The 16,040-nt window shown below is 56.3% G+C and carries 15 protein-coding genes and 1 pseudogene; 9 read left to right on the top strand and 7 right to left on the bottom strand.

The genetic code is table 11. The annotated features are described in order from the left end of the window. The first annotated feature begins 65 nt into the window (after window positions 1–65). Window positions 66–1,146: pseudogene (mnmH, locus tag H650_RS19890) on the top strand (tRNA 2-selenouridine(34) synthase MnmH). Here the strand turns inward: mnmH and H650_RS19885 are convergent. The 6 genes from H650_RS19885 to ybbA form a co-directional block, all read right to left on the bottom strand. After that, window positions 1,143–1,802, bottom strand: a complete 660-nt coding sequence (locus tag H650_RS19885) for a methionine ABC transporter permease (RefSeq protein WP_020456837.1) — start codon at window positions 1,800–1,802, stop codon at window positions 1,143–1,145. The pseudogene mnmH and the gene H650_RS19885 overlap by 4 nt on opposite strands. Beyond that, a complete protein-coding gene (sfbB, locus tag H650_RS19880; protein WP_020456836.1) occupies window positions 1,795–2,817 on the bottom strand; it encodes a virulence-associated ABC transporter ATP-binding protein SfbB in 1,023 nt (340 codons plus the stop codon). Before sfbB ends, H650_RS19885 begins: the two co-directional genes overlap by 8 nt. Window positions 2,818–2,874: 57 nt before the next feature. Continuing rightward, entirely contained in the window at window positions 2,875–3,711 is an 837-nt protein-coding gene (locus H650_RS19875; protein WP_020456835.1) for a MetQ/NlpA family ABC transporter substrate-binding protein, read from the bottom strand. A 302-nt stretch (window positions 3,712–4,013) separates the two neighbouring features. Then, on the bottom strand, window positions 4,014–5,159 hold the full coding sequence (locus H650_RS19870) for a porin (protein WP_020456834.1): 1,146 nt from the start codon (window positions 5,157–5,159) through the stop codon (window positions 4,014–4,016). A 198-nt stretch (window positions 5,160–5,357) separates the two neighbouring features. Next, the gene (gene ybbP, locus H650_RS19865) at window positions 5,358–7,772 is read right to left on the bottom strand and encodes a putative ABC transporter permease subunit YbbP (RefSeq protein ID WP_020456833.1); all 2,415 of its coding nucleotides are present in this window, start codon (window positions 7,770–7,772) and stop codon (window positions 5,358–5,360) included. Next, window positions 7,769–8,455 (bottom strand): putative ABC transporter ATP-binding protein YbbA, encoded by a 687-nt coding sequence (gene ybbA / locus H650_RS19860; protein ID WP_020456832.1) that lies wholly within the window; start codon window positions 8,453–8,455, stop codon window positions 7,769–7,771. Before ybbA ends, ybbP begins: the two co-directional genes overlap by 4 nt. On the opposite strand from ybbA, the gene tesA reads away from it, so the two are divergent. The 7 genes from tesA to H650_RS19825 all read left to right on the top strand — a co-directional run bounded on the left by tesA (window position 8,426) and on the right by H650_RS19825 (window position 15,146). Further along, entirely contained in the window at window positions 8,426–9,049 is a 624-nt protein-coding gene (gene tesA / locus H650_RS19855) for a multifunctional acyl-CoA thioesterase I/protease I/lysophospholipase L1 (protein ID WP_020456831.1), read from the top strand. The genes ybbA and tesA overlap by 30 nt on opposite strands. A 28-nt stretch (window positions 9,050–9,077) precedes the next feature. Further along, complete coding sequence (locus tag H650_RS19850; RefSeq protein ID WP_020456830.1) at window positions 9,078–9,848, top strand: SDR family oxidoreductase; 771 nt, start codon at window positions 9,078–9,080, stop codon at window positions 9,846–9,848. A 61-nt stretch (window positions 9,849–9,909) separates the two neighbouring features. Then, complete coding sequence (locus H650_RS19845; protein ID WP_020456829.1) at window positions 9,910–10,764, top strand: co-chaperone YbbN; 855 nt, start codon at window positions 9,910–9,912, stop codon at window positions 10,762–10,764. A gap of 84 nt (window positions 10,765–10,848) precedes the next feature. Further along, a complete protein-coding gene (locus tag H650_RS19840; protein WP_017455696.1) occupies window positions 10,849–11,763 on the top strand; it encodes an SPFH domain-containing protein in 915 nt (304 codons plus the stop codon). After that, complete coding sequence (locus H650_RS19835) at window positions 11,760–12,221, top strand: NfeD family protein (RefSeq protein ID WP_020456828.1); 462 nt, start codon at window positions 11,760–11,762, stop codon at window positions 12,219–12,221. Before H650_RS19840 ends, H650_RS19835 begins: the two co-directional genes overlap by 4 nt. Before the next feature lie 22 nt (window positions 12,222–12,243). Next, window positions 12,244–14,436: a PA5441 family protein gene (locus H650_RS19830; protein WP_020456827.1), complete on the top strand. Its 2,193-nt coding sequence runs from the start codon at window positions 12,244–12,246 to the stop codon at window positions 14,434–14,436. Then, window positions 14,406–15,146 carry a DUF3142 domain-containing protein gene (locus H650_RS19825; RefSeq protein ID WP_044489582.1) on the top strand — a complete coding sequence of 247 codons (741 nt, stop codon included), beginning with the start codon at window positions 14,406–14,408 and terminating at the stop codon, window positions 15,144–15,146. The genes H650_RS19830 and H650_RS19825 overlap by 31 nt, the downstream gene beginning before the upstream one ends. On the opposite strand, the gene cueR is transcribed toward H650_RS19825, so the two are convergent. Next, window positions 15,103–15,510 (bottom strand): Cu(I)-responsive transcriptional regulator, encoded by a 408-nt coding sequence (cueR, locus tag H650_RS19820; protein WP_020456825.1) that lies wholly within the window; start codon window positions 15,508–15,510, stop codon window positions 15,103–15,105. The genes H650_RS19825 and cueR overlap by 44 nt on opposite strands. Window positions 15,511–15,683: 173 nt before the next feature. Here cueR and H650_RS19815 point away from each other — a divergent pair, with 173 nt between their 5' ends. Next, window positions 15,684–15,980: a TM2 domain-containing protein gene (locus tag H650_RS19815; protein ID WP_017455691.1), complete on the top strand. Its 297-nt coding sequence runs from the start codon at window positions 15,684–15,686 to the stop codon at window positions 15,978–15,980. The last annotated feature ends 60 nt before the right edge of the window (window positions 15,981–16,040 follow it).

Genomic DNA, 16,040 nt, shown 5'->3' with positions numbered 1-16,040 from the left:
TTGTTCGGGGCGTAAAATCTGCACGCTGGTGGGATTACCACCAGCGTTTTGCAGAAGGAAGCCCAATGAACGACACCACGGATTATCTCGCCCTCCTGCGGGATGAAACGCCTCTTATTGATGTTCGTGCACCGGTTGAGTTCGCCAAAGGTGCCATGCCTGCGGCTATCAATCTACCCTTAATGAACGACCATGAACGCGCGGCGGTAGGCACTTGCTATAAACGCGAAGGCGCGGAAGCCGCGCTTCGTCTGGGGCATCAACTGGTCAATGGCGAAAGCCCGTAAACAACGCATCGAAGCATGGCGGCAAGCCTGCGCGCAATATCCGCAGGGTTATCTTTGTTGCGCCCGCGGTGGTCAGCGTTCGCATATCGTTCAGCAATGGCTGCGAGAATGCCAGGTGGACTATCCGCTGGTGGTCGGCGGTTATAAAGCGCTGCGCCAGGCCGCCATCGAAGCAACGCAGCAATGCATGCAACGCCCGGCGCTGCTGGTGGGTGGCTGCACGGGAAGCGGCAAAACGTTGCTGGTGCGTTCGCAGCGTAACGGCATCGACCTTGAAGGGCTCGCCCGGCATCGCGGTTCCTCGTTTGGCCGGACGCTGCAACCGCAGCGCTCGCAGGCCAGTTTCGAAAACCAGCTGGCAGCGGCGCTACTGAAAGTGACGCCCGCGTTCTGGCTGCTGGAAGACGAAAACGCCGCGATTGGGGCGAACCATCTGCCAGCCGTGGTGCGCGAGAGAATGGCGCAATCGCCGCTGGTGGTAGTGGAAGATCCCTTTGCACAACGCCTGGAGCGTTTACGCGTCGACTATTTCGTAGAGATGCACGCGGCGTTTATCACCCGCGACGGTGAGGAAGAGGGCTGGCGTCAGTATGCCGAATATCTGCGTCACGGGCTTTTTGCCATTCGCCGCCGCCTGGGATTACAGCGCTACGCGGAATTGACGCAACATCTGGAGAACGCGCTGAGCCAGCAGCAGCGTAGCGGCAGTACCGAGGAACACTTCGCGTGGCTCGTGCCGTTGCTGGAGGAGTACTACGATCCGATGTACCGCTACCAGCTTGAGAAGCGCGCGAAAGCTATTCGCTTTCGCGGCACTTTTGCTGAAGTAGCGGCCTGGCTGGCGGCACACACGGCTTAATGACGATCGCGTTTATCGGCGCGTTTCGCCAGCCAGTCTCCCAGCACCTGGACTATCTGCACCAGAATAATCAGCGCGATAACCGTTACGATCATCACCTGGGTTTCATAACGGTAATAGCCGTAGCGGATCGCCAGATCGCCCACACCACCACCGCCGACAATCCCGGCCATCGCGGAATACCCAATCAGGCTGACGAGCGTAATGGTCAGGCCACGCAGTAGACCCGCGCTGGCTTCCGGCAGCAGCACGGTACAGATAATGCGCAGCGGGCTGGCACCAAAGGCTTCCGCCGCTTCAATAATGCCTTTATCCACCTCACGCAGGGCGCTATCGACCAGCCGCGCATAAAAGGCAATCGCCGCCACAGAGAGCGGCACCGACGCGGCAATCGGTCCAATAGTGTTGCCGAGCAAAAACTGCGTCACCGGCAACAGCAGCACCAGCAGGATCACGAACGGCACCGAGCGGATAATATTCACCAGCACCGTGCTCACCAGATAGACCGCGCGGTTTTGCCAGAACAGGTGCCTGTCGGTAACGAAAATCAGGAAACCGAGCGGCAAACCGCCGACAATCGCCAGCACCGTCGAGATGCTTAACATCTGGAAGGTTTCGCCAAAGGCGAGGCTCAGATCGGCCATTAAATCATCCACGGATCACCTCCACCTGCGCGGTACGGTTGCGAATATAGTCCACGGCGTCACTTACTGCTGCCGGGTTTTCCACCGACGTCAGTTGCACCACCAGAATGCCCAGCGCCCGCTCGCCGATATACTCAATTTTGCCGTGCAGAATATTAACCGCGACGCCAAATTTTACCGCCGCGTCAGAGAGCACCGGCTGCTCAGCGGAGTCACCAATAAACAGGATCTTCAATAATTGCCCTGGCAGATGCTGTTGCAAACGCTCCGGCAAGGTCAAATTCAGCGTGTGCGACACCAGTTGGCGGGTGAAGGGGTGCTGCGGATGGGCAAAAATATCAAACACGTCGCCCTCCTCCACCACTTTGCCGCCAGACATCACCGCCACCCGATCGCAGATCGATTTGATCACGTTCATCTCGTGGGTGATCAGCACAATGGTGATCCCCAGTTGTTCATTGATCTGCTTGAGCAGGGTCAGAATGGTAGCGGAGGTTTCCAGATCCAGCGCCGAGGTTGGCTCATCACACAGCAATACATCCGGGTGATTAGCGATGGCGCGCGCAATACCGACCCGCTGCTTCTGCCCGCCACTGAGTTGCACCGGGTAGCGAGTGGCTTTATCGCTTAAGCCTACCAGTTGCAGGATCTCCGCCACGCGCGGGGCGATTTTACTGCGTTCCCATCCCGCCGCTTTCAGGCTGAAAGCCACGTTTTGCGCCACGGTGCGGGTATGCATCAGGTTGAAGTGCTGGAATATCATGCCTATGCGTTGACGCGCTTTGCGTAATGTGATGCCTTCCAGCGCCGAAATAGCAACACCATTGATTTTGACGCTGCCCTGGCTTGGGCGCTGCAGCGCATTCAGCGTGCGCAGCAGCGTACTTTTGCCCGCGCCGCTGGTGCCCACAATGCCGAAGATCTCCCCCGGCGCAATACGCAGCGTGACATCCTCTACCGCCCGGGTCGCGCTCGTACTGCCGCGCGCTGCGGGGAAATCCACGCATACTTTTTCGATTTCAATCATGCAAACCTCAAACGACAAAAGGCAGGCCGCAGCCTGCCCGTCAAATCAGCCGGAGTGTTACTTTTTATCCGCGCTCTGCATCCAGTCTGGTTTCTGGAACGCACCATAAACATTGTTCGGATCGTCAATTACTGCACGGTAAGCCGGCGATTTAACCACCCCGACAATATCCTTCGCGAACGGTTTGTCGGCGTCTTCCGTGCGCACCGCAATGATGTTTTTCAGGTTCTCATCAAGGTGCTCTTGTTTGAGCGCAGAGGAGAGTTTCAGCCCGGCGGCAATGGCAAAGTTGCCATTCACCAGCGACGCGGTCACACCGTCCAGCGTGCGCGGCAGTTGCGCCGCTTCCAGCGGTTTAAACACCAGCCCTTTCGGGTTGCTGGCAATATCGCGCTCGGAGGCTTTAGTCGGGTCGATGTTATCTTTGATAGTGATAAGGTCGAGCGATTGCAGGAAACGCAGCCCGCGCGCCAGGTTGGTCGGGTCATTGGAGAGCGTCACAATGTCGCCCTTTTTCAACTCATCCAGACTTTTGATTTTGCGTGAATAAAAGCCCATACCCGCCGTCGGCACGGTAATCAGCTTGGTTAATTTCAGGCCTTTATCGGCCGTGAATTTGTCAAAATAGAGGCTGTGCTGGAACAGGTTGGCATCAATACTGCCGTTCGCCAGCGCCATATTCGGCTGTACGTAATCGCTAAATTCACGCACCACCACTTTATAGCCTTTCTCTTTTAACGACGGCGCAATAGCCTGTTTCACCATATCGCCGTATGGTCCAGGTGCGACGCCGAAAACGATGGTGTGCGGATCGCTGCTGGCGTGAGCAAACGGTAAGCCGCAGGCCAGAAGTAATGCGCCGAAGGTCGCGCGCAAGCTGAGACGACGTCCCATAAATTCTCCCTAACGAGTTGAGCTGCTGTGTTGACGCGACGTACAGTGCGGCGCGTTCCATTTTCACCTGATTGATAAGGCTGCTGAATAAGATGGCATAAACACAGCGCAGCGGTAATTGAAATAAATTCAACATGCTGTGAACTATGTCACTGAATGGCGGGGAGATCTTTGCGGGGTAAGGCGATGAAGCATAACGAAAAGCCCTGCCCAAGGTGGGTTTTCTGGCCTTCCGTTATGCTTTTTGTTGCTAAGCATTGCCGGATTTAAACGAAGCGTTAAACCCGGCTGATGCAGACCTCTTAGAAGTCGTAACGCAGACGAACGATGTTCATGTCGCCCAGGTCGTCGGTGCTGCTGGTGAATACGTGTTCGTAATCGACACGGAAACCGTAATCCAGCTGGAAGGTCACACCCACGCCGTTATCAATACGCTGGTAATCACGACCAGTGGTGTATTGCAGACGGTCACCCATGACGTACGGCTGTACGTATTTAAGCGCGTACTGACCGACCGGGATTTTATAACCGGCAAAGTATTCAATACCCCACGCGTCGCCCGCGAAGTAGTTATGAATATCTTTTTTACCGGTGGTCAGATAGTTTTCGTACCAGCCGCCACCGAAGGAGAAGGTCCAGTTATCCGGCGTCCAGCTCAGCGCGGTGCCATAGATATTCTGGCTGTAGGTATCGCTGCCACCGGTGTTGACATTGCGCATATCGGCCTGGGTGTAGTTCCACGCCGTACCCCATGTCAGATCTTTGGCAATGTGGTAATCCACGCCCAGAGAACCGCCGCCTTTACGTTTGTAACGCAGGCCATTGCCACGCAGCAGATCGTTATCAGAGAACAGGTAAGATGCATAAATGTCAGCATCACCGAAGGTGTTTTTGTATTTCAGCATCTTACGTGAACGATAGGAACCGTCGTAATCGCCGTTAATACCGTTACCGGAAGCCTGGGCTTTCATGTCGTAATCCCAGATATCGGTTTTCGCACCGACCACATCGTAGTACACGCTGTTCTGCTGACCGAAGGTCATCGTACCCCAGGTCTTACTTTTCAGACCGGTGTAGAGCATACGGCGGGTGGTATTATGCGCGCCGTCTGCATAGTGGTTATCCCAGTCGAACAGTGCCGGAATGTTCACACCCAGCTCGTAGTAGTTAACCCAGCTAATATCATCGAACAGGTAGTAATCGGTCGCAAAACGGAAACGGGTGCCACCGTCATAGCCGTTGCGTTTGAAGGAGCCTTTATCACCGTCGCCCATCATGTTATCGAACTGCGGACGAATAGAACCACCAACGGTGAAGTTCAGGCGGCTTAATGGATTACCGGCCTGCGGATCTTGCTTAAGTACAGTAATTTCCGCCTGAGTTGCAAAAGACATCAATGCCACTGCTGCGCCGATGGCTGTCGCCAGGGCGGTTGTTTTTATTTTCATGGTTTTTCCTTGATGGATAGACACCACTAGTAAGTTACTAGCGGCGAAATATTAACGTCTAAAAGCTTCTATTTGGTGGGGTTTTTTTGTTGTTTTGTGCTGGTAAATAATTGCCAGGGGAACTTTTACACTTTGAAACATACGCACACCGATAGAATTATCGGCATGCGTTTCGTTGAGCAAATATTGATGAAGGGATTAATTACTGAATTGACGAAACAGTGCTTTTCCTTTAAGCAAACGCGCGCCAAGCCAGCCGCCGCATAGCGAAAGCAGTAACGCGCCGCACAACGGTAACGTTGCCCACAAACGCCAGTCCGGCTCCCACGGGAAATCAAACACCCTCGTTTGCAGCACCGCCAGCGCGGTTTCCGCGCCCATCGCCGCGACCAGCCCGGAGACCAGCCCCAGCAGCGCGAACTCACACCACAACGTGGTTCGCAGCAGCCGCTTGCCCGCGCCGAGCGTGCGGTAAACCACCAGCTCCTGGTGACGCTGACGCATACCGACTTGTACCTGCGCGAGCAGCAGCAACACGCCGCAGGCCGTGACCAGCACGACCATCACTTCCAGCGCCCGGCTGACCTGCTCAAGCACCTGACCGACCTGTTTTAAAATCGCGCCAATATCCAGCAGGCTGATGGTCGGGAACTCCCGGTTCAGTTGCGTTAACATGCCGTTGCCGTTCTGCCAGCGGAAACTGGTGAGCCAGCTCTGCGGCTGGCCGTCCAGCGCCCCCTGGGGGAAGATAAAGAAGAAATTTGGCCGCAGGCTTTCCCAGTCCACTTTGCGCAGGCTGCTGATGGTGGCGCTGAATTCCTGCGTATCGCCCATAAACGTCACGGAGTCGCCCAGCTTCAGGCCTAACCGCTGCGCCAGCCCCTCCTCAACCGAGACCTCCCCGTCTTTCGGCGGCCAGTGTCCGGCGGTGACCGGGTTATGATCCGGGCGCTGCTGAAGCCAGGTGAGATTGAGTTCGCGGTTCAGCGCCTCATCCTGGTTGCCCTCCGTCGACTGGCCGTTAATTTGCGTCATCCTCGCGCGCACAATCGGGAAGAATGCCTGGGCGTCAACATGGTGCTCAGAAAGAAACGCTTTCAGCGGTGTCACTTGTTCCGGCGCGATATTGATTAAAAAGTAGTTCGGGCTTTCCGGCGGTAACTGCTGTTGCCACCTGTCCAGCAGATCGCCGCGCAGCACCAGCAGCATCGCCAGCAACATAAAGGAGAGCGAAAACGCCGCAAGCTGGCTCAGCGTTGACCACGGCTGACGCAGCAGTCGGTTCACCGCAAGACGCAACGGCAGCGCTTTAAATGTCAGTCGTTTGAGCACATTAAGCAGCAGCCAGCCCACCACGCCGCACAGCAAGGCCAGCACCACCGCGCCCGCCAGCACAGCCCACAGCAACATACTGCCGCCCATCAGCCAGCCGAGTAGCAGCACGGCTACCGCGCAGATCACCGGCACGTAGAGCTTCAGCGGCCAGACATTGGCCACCGCATCACGTCGCAGCACACGCAGCGGCTGCGTCGCCAGCAGCAAGCGATAGGGCCGCAACCCCACCAGCAGCGAAATCACCACCATCGCCCCGACCGCCCACAGCCACGGCCACAAACTTGCGGGCGGCAGCGCAGCAGGCAGCACCGGCTTGAGCAGCACCATTAAAACGCTTTCGAACACCAGCCCGATGACGCCACCGGTCACCACTGACAGCGCCAGTACCATTAACCACTGCCCGACAATCAATTTGCGTAATTGCGCGCGGCCCGCACCAAGGGTTTTCAGTACCGCCACCAGATCGTAGCGACTACGGCAATAGTGCCCCATCGCCACCGCGACGGCGGCAATTGCCAGCAGCAGCGTTAATAGCGCAGATAACAACAGGAACTGCTGCGAACGCTGCAAGGATTTGCCCAGTGCGCCTTCATCCTGCTCCAGCCCGTACCAGCGGTGCTCCGGTTTCAACTGCGGCAGCAACCATTTTTCGTATGCATCTAATTGCGCGGGTGTGCCGCCAAATTTTACCCGCCAGCTGACGCGGCTACCCGGCTGCACCGCACCGGTTTTCGCCACATCGGCAATATTCATCAACAGACGTGGTGCCATCTGAAAAGGGTTAAAGCCTGAATCCGGCTCCTGTATCACTTCTCCGGCGATACGCAATGTGGCATCCCCCACATCAATAGCATCACCGGTTTTTAAATTGAGCAGCGCCATTAACCGTGGCGCCAGTAACACCGTTCCCGCTCGCGGTTTTAACCCCGCCGGGCTGGTTTGCAGCTCACCATAAAGGGGGTAAATGTCATCAACGGCTTTCACATCGGCTAATTGCGGCGTGTCGCCAGCAAAAGTCATGGTGGCAAAACTGATTTGTTCGCTGACTCGCAGCCCTGTTTTTCGCGCTTCATCCAGCCACGCCTGGGGTATCTCACGAGAGCTGCGTAGCGCTCTGTCGCCCGCCATAAATTCCCGGCTCTGCTGGCTGAGCCCTTTTTCCATGCGATCGCTAATGTTGCCGAGCGCCAGCACACAAGCCACCGCCAGACTTAGCGCCATCCAGACAATCAGCAGCGACGGCGAGCGCCATTCGCGCCAGAACCAACGGGCTATCATGCATCCTCCCGCAGTTCACCATTGACCAGCCGCAACCGCCGATCGCAACGCGCGGCAAGCTGCGGATCGTGCGTTACCAGCAGCAGCGTGGTGCCATATTGTTGATTCATGGAAAAGAGCAAATCAGCGATCTTGTCGCCGGTTTGCCGGTCGAGATTGCCGGTAGGTTCATCGGCGAACAGCACCGACGGTCGGCCATTAAACGCGCGAGCCAGCGCCACCCGCTGTTGTTCACCGCCGGAGAGCTGCGCAGGCAGATGATCCAGCCGTTTACCCAGCCCTAACTCTTCCAGTAACGCTTTCGCGCTACTGCGGCTTTGATTGCTGTTTTCGCCGCGCAGCAAGGCCGGGAGTTCAACATTTTCCAGCGCATTTAGCGTGGGAATGAGCATAAAGGATTGAAAAACAAAGCCGACATTTTGCGCACGCAGTTGCGCGCGCGCCTCTTCATCCATCTTATGCAGAGGTTTGCCGAGCAGGTTCACCTCGCCGCTACTGCCATCGTCTAACCCGGCGAGGATCGCTAATAAGGTGGACTTTCCGGAGCCGGATTCGCCAATCAGGGCGATGGTCTCGGCTGGTTTGACAACCAGCTCAACTCCGGTAAGGATGGAAAGCTCATGCTCCCCCTGACCGACGGACTTCTTAAGATGATGAACTTCAACAATGTTTTCCGCTGGCATTTGCCCTTCCTGTTTTTGCTTTTGTTAACCTTTCGCGCCGCGGCAGCGGACACGTTACTGATTCTTGGCGACAGTCTGAGCGCCGGATATCGCATGGCGGCGAATGCCGCGTGGCCTGCGCTGCTCAATGACAAATGGCAGCAAAAACCGACGGTTATCAACGCCAGCATCAGCGGCGACACCTCGCAGCAGGGGCTGGCGCGCCTGCCTGCGCTGCTTAAAGAGCATCAACCGCGCTGGGTGCTGGTGGAGCTGGGCGGTAACGATGGTCTGCGCGGTTTCGCGCCGCAGCAAACAGAGCAAACGCTGCGCCAGGTGGTGCAGGCGGTGAAAGCCGCCAACGCGCAACCGCTGTTAATGCAAATTCGGCTCCCTGCCAACTACGGTCGCCGCTATAATGAAGCCTTTAGCGCCATTTATCCTAAGCTTGCCAAGGAGTTGGATGTTCCTCTGCTGCCATTTTTTATGGAAGAGGTCTATCTGAAACCGCAATGGATGCAGGATGATGGCATCCATCCCAACCGCGATGCGCAGCCGTTTATTGCAGACTGGATGGCAACGCGACTGGCGCCTTTAGTTAACCACGACTCCTGATTGTTCAGGCACGCCCCCAGGTAAAGTTATGCAAAAAACGGTCTTAATAACAGGATGTTCCAGCGGCATCGGGCTGGAAAGCGCACGCGAACTGAAACGTCAGGGTTTTCGCGTGCTGGCGGCCTGCCGTAAACCGGACGATGTCGCCCGGATGGCAAGCGAAGGCTTTACCGGCATTTTGCTCGATCTTGACGACGCGCAAAGCGTGATACGCGCCGCCGCCGAAGTGATAGCGCTGACCGACAATCGCCTGTACGGGATCTTCAACAACGCCGGATACGGTGTTTATGGCCCGCTCGATACCATCAGCCGCGAACAGCTGGAACAGCAATTTTCCAGTAACTTTTTTGGCACTCACCAGCTCACCATGCTGTTGCTGCCTGCGATGCTGCCGCACGACGAGGGGCGCATCGTGATGACCTCCTCGGTGATGGGGCTGATCTCAACGCCAGGCCGCGGCGCTTATGCCGCCAGCAAGTATGCGCTGGAAGCCTGGTCGGACGCTTTACGAATGGAGCTACGCCATACGGGCATCAAAGTGAGCCTGATTGAACCCGGCCCGATTCGCACGCGCTTTACCGACAACGTGAATCAGACACAACGCGATAAGCCGGTGGAAAACCCCGGTATCGCCGCACGTTTTACGCTGGGGCCGGAGGCAGTCGTCGCCAAAGTGCGCCATGCTTTTGAGAGCAGCAACCCGAAAGTGCGCTACCCGGTAACGCTGGTGACATGGGCGGTTACCTTTTTAAAACGCCTGCTGCCAACGCGCATGATGGATAAAATTTTGCACGGGTGAGTTGAAGGCGCGAAGCCTGTCCCCCATGTATGACGAAACAGTGAAATAAAGAGAACTTAGTATGTCTGCACAGAATATTGTCAATATTACCGAAATGAACCTGCAACAGGTGCTGGAGCAATCCGTTGCCACGCCGGTGCTGTTCTATTTCTGGTCCGAACGCAGCCAGCACTGCCAGCAACTGACGCCGGTGCTGGAAAACCTCGCCGCCCAGTACAACGGGCAATTTATCCTGGCGAAAGTCGATTGCGACGCAGAGCAGATGGTGGCATCGCAGTTTGGCTTACGCGCCATTCCTACTGTTTACCTGTTCCAGAATGGCCAGCCGGTTGACGGTTTCCAGGGGCCGCAGCCGGAAGACGTGATTCGCGCGCTGCTGGATAAAGTGCTGCCGCGCGAAGAGGAGCTGAAAGCACAACAAGCTATGCAGTTGATGCAGGAAGGCAAACACATCGACGCGCTGCCGCTGCTGAAAGAGGCCAGCCAGTTAGCGCCGCAAAACAGCGAAATCACCCTGCTGCTGGCAGAAACGTTGATTGTGTTGAACCGTGCGGATGAAGCCGAAGCGGTGCTGAAAGCGGTTCCGTTACAGGATCAAGACACCCGTTACCAGGGCCTTATCGCGCAGATCGAACTGCTGAAAAAAGCCGCGGATACGCCGGAAATCCAGCAACTGCAACAGCAGGTTGCAGACAACCCGCAGGACGCGCTGCTGGCAACACAACTGGCGCTGCAACTGCACCAGGTGGGCCGCAACGAAGAAGCGCTGGAACTGCTGTTTAGCCACCTGCGTAAAGATCTGGCTGCGGCAAACGGTGAAGCGCGCAAAATGCTGCAAGAGATCCTGGCTGCGCTCGGCACCGGCGACGCGCTGGCATCGAAATACCGCCGCCAGCTCTACTCCCTGCTCTACTAATTCCCCTGCTAAATTTGGCGATCGCGCTGTTTTAATCGCTAATTCGGGCTAAGATGGCATCAAATTAAACAGGAGGTTTTTTTGATGCCAATCGTCATTCTGGTTCTTATCTTCGTCGCGCTGGTGGTGGTTATCTCCGGTGTGAAAATCGTCCCGCAAGGCTTCCAGTGGACTGTGGAACGCTTTGGCCGTTTCACCCGTACGCTGCAGCCAGGTTTAAGCCTGGTGGTGCCGTTTATGGATCGCATTGGTCGTAAGATCAATATGATGGAACAGGTTCTCGATATCCCCTCGCAGGAAGTTATTTCCAAAGACAACGCCAACGTCACCATTGACGCAGTGTGCTTTATTCAGGTAATCGACGCGCCCCGTGCCGCCTATGAGGTGAGCAACCTGGAGCTGGCGATCATCAACCTGACCATGACCAATATCCGTACCGTGCTCGGCTCAATGGAGCTGGACGAAATGCTCTCGCAGCGCGACAGCATCAACACCCGTCTGTTGCATATTGTGGATGAAGCCACCAATCCGTGGGGCGTAAAAGTCACGCGTATTGAAATCCGCGATGTGCGCCCACCGGCGGAATTGATTGCCTCAATGAATGCGCAGATGAAAGCGGAACGTACCAAACGCGCTTACATTCTTGAAGCTGAAGGGATCCGTCAGGCGGAGATCCTCAAAGCCGAAGGGGAAAAACAGTCGCAGATCCTCAAAGCGGAAGGCGATCGCCAGTCGGCGTTCCTGCAGGCAGAAGCGCGTGAACGTTCGGCAGAAGCCGAAGCCCGTGCCACGCAGATGGTCTCTGAAGCGATTGCCGCCGGGGATATTCAGGCAGTGAACTACTTCGTAGCGCAGAAATATACCGACGCGCTGCAACAAATTGGCTCGGCGAACAACAGCAAAGTGGTGATGATGCCGCTGGATGCCAGCAGCCTGATGGGCTCGATCGCCGGGATCGCCGAACTGGTGAAAGACAGCGCCGGCGAGCGTAAAAAATGATTGCCACTCTGCTGCTCGAACATACACACCTCGCCTGGCTGGTGCTTGGTGGCCTGTTGCTGGCTGCGGAAATGCTGGGCGGTAACGGCTATCTGTTGTGGAGCGGCGTCGCGGCGGTGGTCACCGGGTTGCTGGCGTGGGTTATTCCCTTCGGCTGGGAGTGGCAGGGTGTACTGTTCGCCGTGCTGACCATGCTGGCCGCCTGGCTGTGGTGGCAATGGCTTTCGCGGCGGGTAAAACAGCAAAAACCCGCCGACGCGTCGCTGAATCTGCGTGGGCAACAGCTCGTCGGCCGCCGCTTCCAGCTTGATAACGCACTGGTGAACGGTCGAGGCCATATGCGTGTGGGCGACAGTTCGTGGCCGGTCAGCGCCGACGACGATCTCGCTGCCGGAACGCGCGTTGAGGTAACGGCCGTTGAAGGCATCACCTTACGCATCAAAGCCGTAAACGAATAACAATAACGCAAGGATTCAGGGAATGATAAAACGCCGTCGCCTCGCGCTGGGCTTGTGTCTCTCCTTTACCGCCAGCGCACCCGCGCTGGCGTCGTCTGATATCGATAGCTGCACATGGGGGAGCACGGGATGTTTCATCACCAGCCCGCCGGTGCTGGGCATTGATACCGATACCCGCGATAACCTGCTGCGCCTGGTGGATGAGCAAAAAGGATTTTTGCCACTGCGCCAGCCCGTACCGCAAGATTTCACGCGCAGCCGAAGCTTCTATTTCGGTATTCATCACGATGACACTACCGCCCCGGCAGCAACGGCGGACCCCGTTTCCAGTGACGACACCCTGCGCCAGCAAATGAAAGCGCTGGGCATCAAACCTGATGATCAAATTCCTCCCGCGCTGTTGCGCCTGATCGCCGAAGGTGACGCGGCGCAGACAGTAACTGGTGAAGGTTTTGCATCCGATGAGATGGAAAACCGTTTTGTGTCGCGTAATAACGAGACACTTTCTGGCTTTTTCGCCGCCCTGCTGGACGAAAAAGCCTTAACACCGGAACAGCGCCTGGCGCTGGCGAAAGCGCGAACGGCAGCGGATGGCCGCGGTGAAGTCATTATCAATGCACTAAGTTTCCCGCAAGGTTCAGTTGCTCTCGGTTTCCGTACCTATTTACACGGCGCTAACGCTTTCTATGCCGGTGATTATGACGCCGCCGCGCAGGATTTTACCGCGCTGACCGGCAGCCCGCAGCCGTGGCTTGCCGAAACGGCCAGCTATATGTTGATGCGCACCGCGCTCAACGCCAGTAGCGCGAATGCCAACGGTGAATATGGCGATTTCGATGTCACAAAAGTGGACAAATCCCAGGCGCAGAAAGCACGGGATGCAGCGCTTCATTACCTGAAAAGCTGGCCGCAGGGCCACTACGCAGAATCGGCGCAGGGGATGTTGCGCCGTATCAACTGGTATTTGCAGGACTGGAACGCGCTGGCGGCGCTCTACGAACAGGCGCTGTCACAGACGGCCAGCGGTGATGCGTTAATCGCGCTGGTCAATGAAAGCGACAACAAACTTCTCGAATGGGGCGGTGATGATTTTATCAGCACGCCGGATGCCTCGCTGATGACCTTTATCCTGACGCTGCGCCGCCTGCGCGATAACAAATGCGATGAAAAGCATCCCTGTATCGATCAAGCCTGGCTCGACAGCATCAAAGCCGATTTCGACAAAAATAAACGCGGCGATCTGTGGAATTACCTGCGTCTGAAGCTGGCTTTCAGCAAACAGGATTACGCCACCGTGCGCAGCGCCATCCCCCCTGCGCAAACACTGGCACCGCACAATATTCTCGCGTTTAGCGAGCAAGTGCTGTACGGCGAAGCACTGATGGCGGAAAAACAGTGGCCGGAGTCCAAAGCGCACTGGCTGCATCTTTTGGAGCTGAGCAAAGATGTCGAACAGCAGCAGTTGTTGCAGGCCAAACTGGCGGCAACGCTGGTGGAAAGCGACGCGCTGGCGCAGATTTTTACGCCTGACAGCAAGGTCACGAATCTGCGTTACCGTTCCTTAGTGCTGAAAACCAAAGCACCACGCGAATTACTGCGCCAGCAGGCCAGCAATGGGCCGAACAACGAAGAGCGCACCATCGCACTGCACACGCTGCTGACGCGCGATTTGACCGAAGGGCATTACGCCGACTGGTTACAAGACAAACAACTGATCGCCGCGATCGCACCGCCGGTCACTGGCGAAGCGTTTGATGACGTCAATCTGAGCGCATTTACCTGGAAAGGCACCGACAAAGAGAGCGTCTACTTCTGCGCTGCGCTGGAAAAAACGGTTACTACCCTGAGCCAGAAAGCGCAGGATGGCCATGCGCTGAACTGCCTCGGCGAATTTTTCCGTATCACGCAAACCCGCGTTAACCGGGAAACCGACCAGTGGGGTAACGACGCGCTGGACGACGCAACAAAGCTTAACGCTGCGCCCGGCGTCGCGCACCGTCTGGCCTGGTATCAGCAGGTTATCAACGATGCCAAAGCCGAGCCGGAAGATAAGAGCTACGCGCTGTATCGCGCCGTAATGTGTTACGCCCCCTCCGGTTATAACGATTGCGGCGGCGAAGACGTCGATAAATCCGTGCGTAAAGCATGGTTCCAGCAACTGAAAAGCCGTTATCCGGGAAGCGTATGGGCCAAAGAGCTCAAATATTACTGGTAATGGCGCTGGCAGGTGCGCTGCTCTGCCCTGCGGCGTTATCCGCTCAGGGGAAGGCAGCAGCGTACTGGTTATGGTCTGGCGTACGCCCCACGCAAACGCTGCGTGATGCCGATATTGTCTACCTGCATCAGGGCGATGTCGTCAGCGTTGCCGGTCAAACCGTGTTCGAGCGTAAAGGGCTGCCAGTCAACCAGCTTACCTTTCCGCGCATCTGGCTCACGGTGCGTTTTACCACGCTGGACGTGCCGGATGCGCTGTTGTTACGTCTTACCCGGCTGTTAGCTCGCTGGCAAGCGGCGGGAAACCATGTCGTCGGGTTGCAGGTGGATTTCGATGCCGCCACTCACCGCCTTGGCGATTACGCGCTGTTTTTGCACCGTCTGCGCCAGACGCTGCCAGCAGACTACGCCCTGGGCGTCACCGGTTTACTGGACTGGGCGAAAACCGGCAGCGTGCAAACCCTTAACGCATTGCCGGTAGATGAACTGGTGGTGCAGAGCTATCAGGGGCGCAGCACCGTTGCGAATTACACCGACTACCTGCCCGCACTTTTAGCGTTACGCATCCCGTTTAAACTGGGTCTGGTGCAGAACGGCGCGCGTGATACACACGAAGAGCAGCAGCTCGCCGCCTCCCCGTGGTATCGCGGCACGGTGACATTTATGCTCAACCCTTCGCGTAGTGGCAGCAGCCAGAAAGGTTATCAATAATCGGGCAATCGGCGCTGTCGTCACCGGGGCAGGAATCCGCCAGTGCCAGCAGTTGCACACGCATCTGTTGCAGTTCGCCAATATGCCGCTCGATCTCGGCCACTTTCTGTAACGTGCGCGCTTTGACATCTGCGCTATGACGGGCCGGGTTATTAAACAGATTCACCAGCTCGCCGCACTCTTCAAGATTAAATCCTACCTGCCGCGCCTGGCGCAGCAGCGTCAACTCATTCAGGTGTTGTTGGTTGTAGCTGCGGTAGCCGTTTTCGCTGCGCAGCGGCGGTGTCACCAGCCCTTTCTCTTCATAGAAGCGAATCGCTTTGCTGGTTAAACCGGTTCTTTTTGCCACATCGCTGATATTCACGTTTTCCCCCCTCACTACCAGAACCTGCGCTAACCACTATAAATGGCTGCTATGTAATAAAACAAATATATCCATATTGTTAATGGTTTTTTATTTACCCACCTTGCCGCTTCGCTATAACATGTGGCCGGATATTTCTAAGAATGATAAATGATTTACACACAGGAGTGGTTATGAGTGATATGGCGTTTTGCCGTGGTTGCGGAAAGCAAATACATAAAGAAGCGGTGGCTTGCCCGCAGTGCGGCGCGCCTCAAAACACCGCCGGGAAGAAAAGCCGAATTTCTGCTGCGCTGTTCGCCTTCTTTTTAGGTGGTTTTGGCGCGCATAAATTTTATTTAGGGAAACCATGGCAGGGGATCCTTTATCTTCTGTTTTGCTGGACCTTTATTCCGGCGATCATCTCTTTCATCGAATTTATTATTTATCTGTGCAACTCCGATCAGGAATTTGCCCGTAAATACGGTTGAGTTTTACCCCGCCGGTAATAAACAAACCCCGCCTTGTGTGGGGTTTGTCGTTTATGGAAC

Source organism: Enterobacter sp. R4-368, from assembly GCF_000410515.1.
In the GTDB taxonomy this organism is placed as follows: domain Bacteria; phylum Pseudomonadota; class Gammaproteobacteria; order Enterobacterales; family Enterobacteriaceae; genus Kosakonia.
The sequence above is the reverse complement of the archived record's forward strand: the minus strand, read 5'-3'. Positions and strand labels throughout refer to the sequence as shown.

What these genes read in the sequence shown, in the direction of transcription:
- H650_RS19845 (WP_020456829.1), top strand. Translation starts at nt 9,910, where the DNA reads ATGTCTGCACAGAATATTGTCAATATTACCGAAATGAACCTGCAACAG.
- sfbB (WP_020456836.1), bottom strand. Translation starts at nt 2,817, where the DNA reads ATGATTGAAATCGAAAAAGTATGCGTGGATTTCCCCGCAGCGCGCGGC.
- ybbP (WP_020456833.1), bottom strand. Translation starts at nt 7,772, where the DNA reads ATGATAGCCCGTTGGTTCTGGCGCGAATGGCGCTCGCCGTCGCTGCTG.
- H650_RS19875 (WP_020456835.1), bottom strand. Translation starts at nt 3,711, where the DNA reads ATGGGACGTCGTCTCAGCTTGCGCGCGACCTTCGGCGCATTACTTCTG.
- H650_RS19840 (WP_017455696.1), top strand. Translation starts at nt 10,849, where the DNA reads ATGCCAATCGTCATTCTGGTTCTTATCTTCGTCGCGCTGGTGGTGGTT.
- tesA (WP_020456831.1), top strand. Translation starts at nt 8,426, where the DNA reads ATGAACTTCAACAATGTTTTCCGCTGGCATTTGCCCTTCCTGTTTTTG.
- ybbA (WP_020456832.1), bottom strand. Translation starts at nt 8,455, where the DNA reads ATGCCAGCGGAAAACATTGTTGAAGTTCATCATCTTAAGAAGTCCGTC.
- H650_RS19835 (WP_020456828.1), top strand. Translation starts at nt 11,760, where the DNA reads ATGATTGCCACTCTGCTGCTCGAACATACACACCTCGCCTGGCTGGTG.
- H650_RS19870 (WP_020456834.1), bottom strand. Translation starts at nt 5,159, where the DNA reads ATGAAAATAAAAACAACCGCCCTGGCGACAGCCATCGGCGCAGCAGTG.
- H650_RS19850 (WP_020456830.1), top strand. Translation starts at nt 9,078, where the DNA reads ATGCAAAAAACGGTCTTAATAACAGGATGTTCCAGCGGCATCGGGCTG.
- H650_RS19830 (WP_020456827.1), top strand. Translation starts at nt 12,244, where the DNA reads ATGATAAAACGCCGTCGCCTCGCGCTGGGCTTGTGTCTCTCCTTTACC.
- H650_RS19815 (WP_017455691.1), top strand. Translation starts at nt 15,684, where the DNA reads ATGAGTGATATGGCGTTTTGCCGTGGTTGCGGAAAGCAAATACATAAA.
- H650_RS19825 (WP_044489582.1), top strand. Translation starts at nt 14,406, where the DNA reads ATGGGCCAAAGAGCTCAAATATTACTGGTAATGGCGCTGGCAGGTGCG.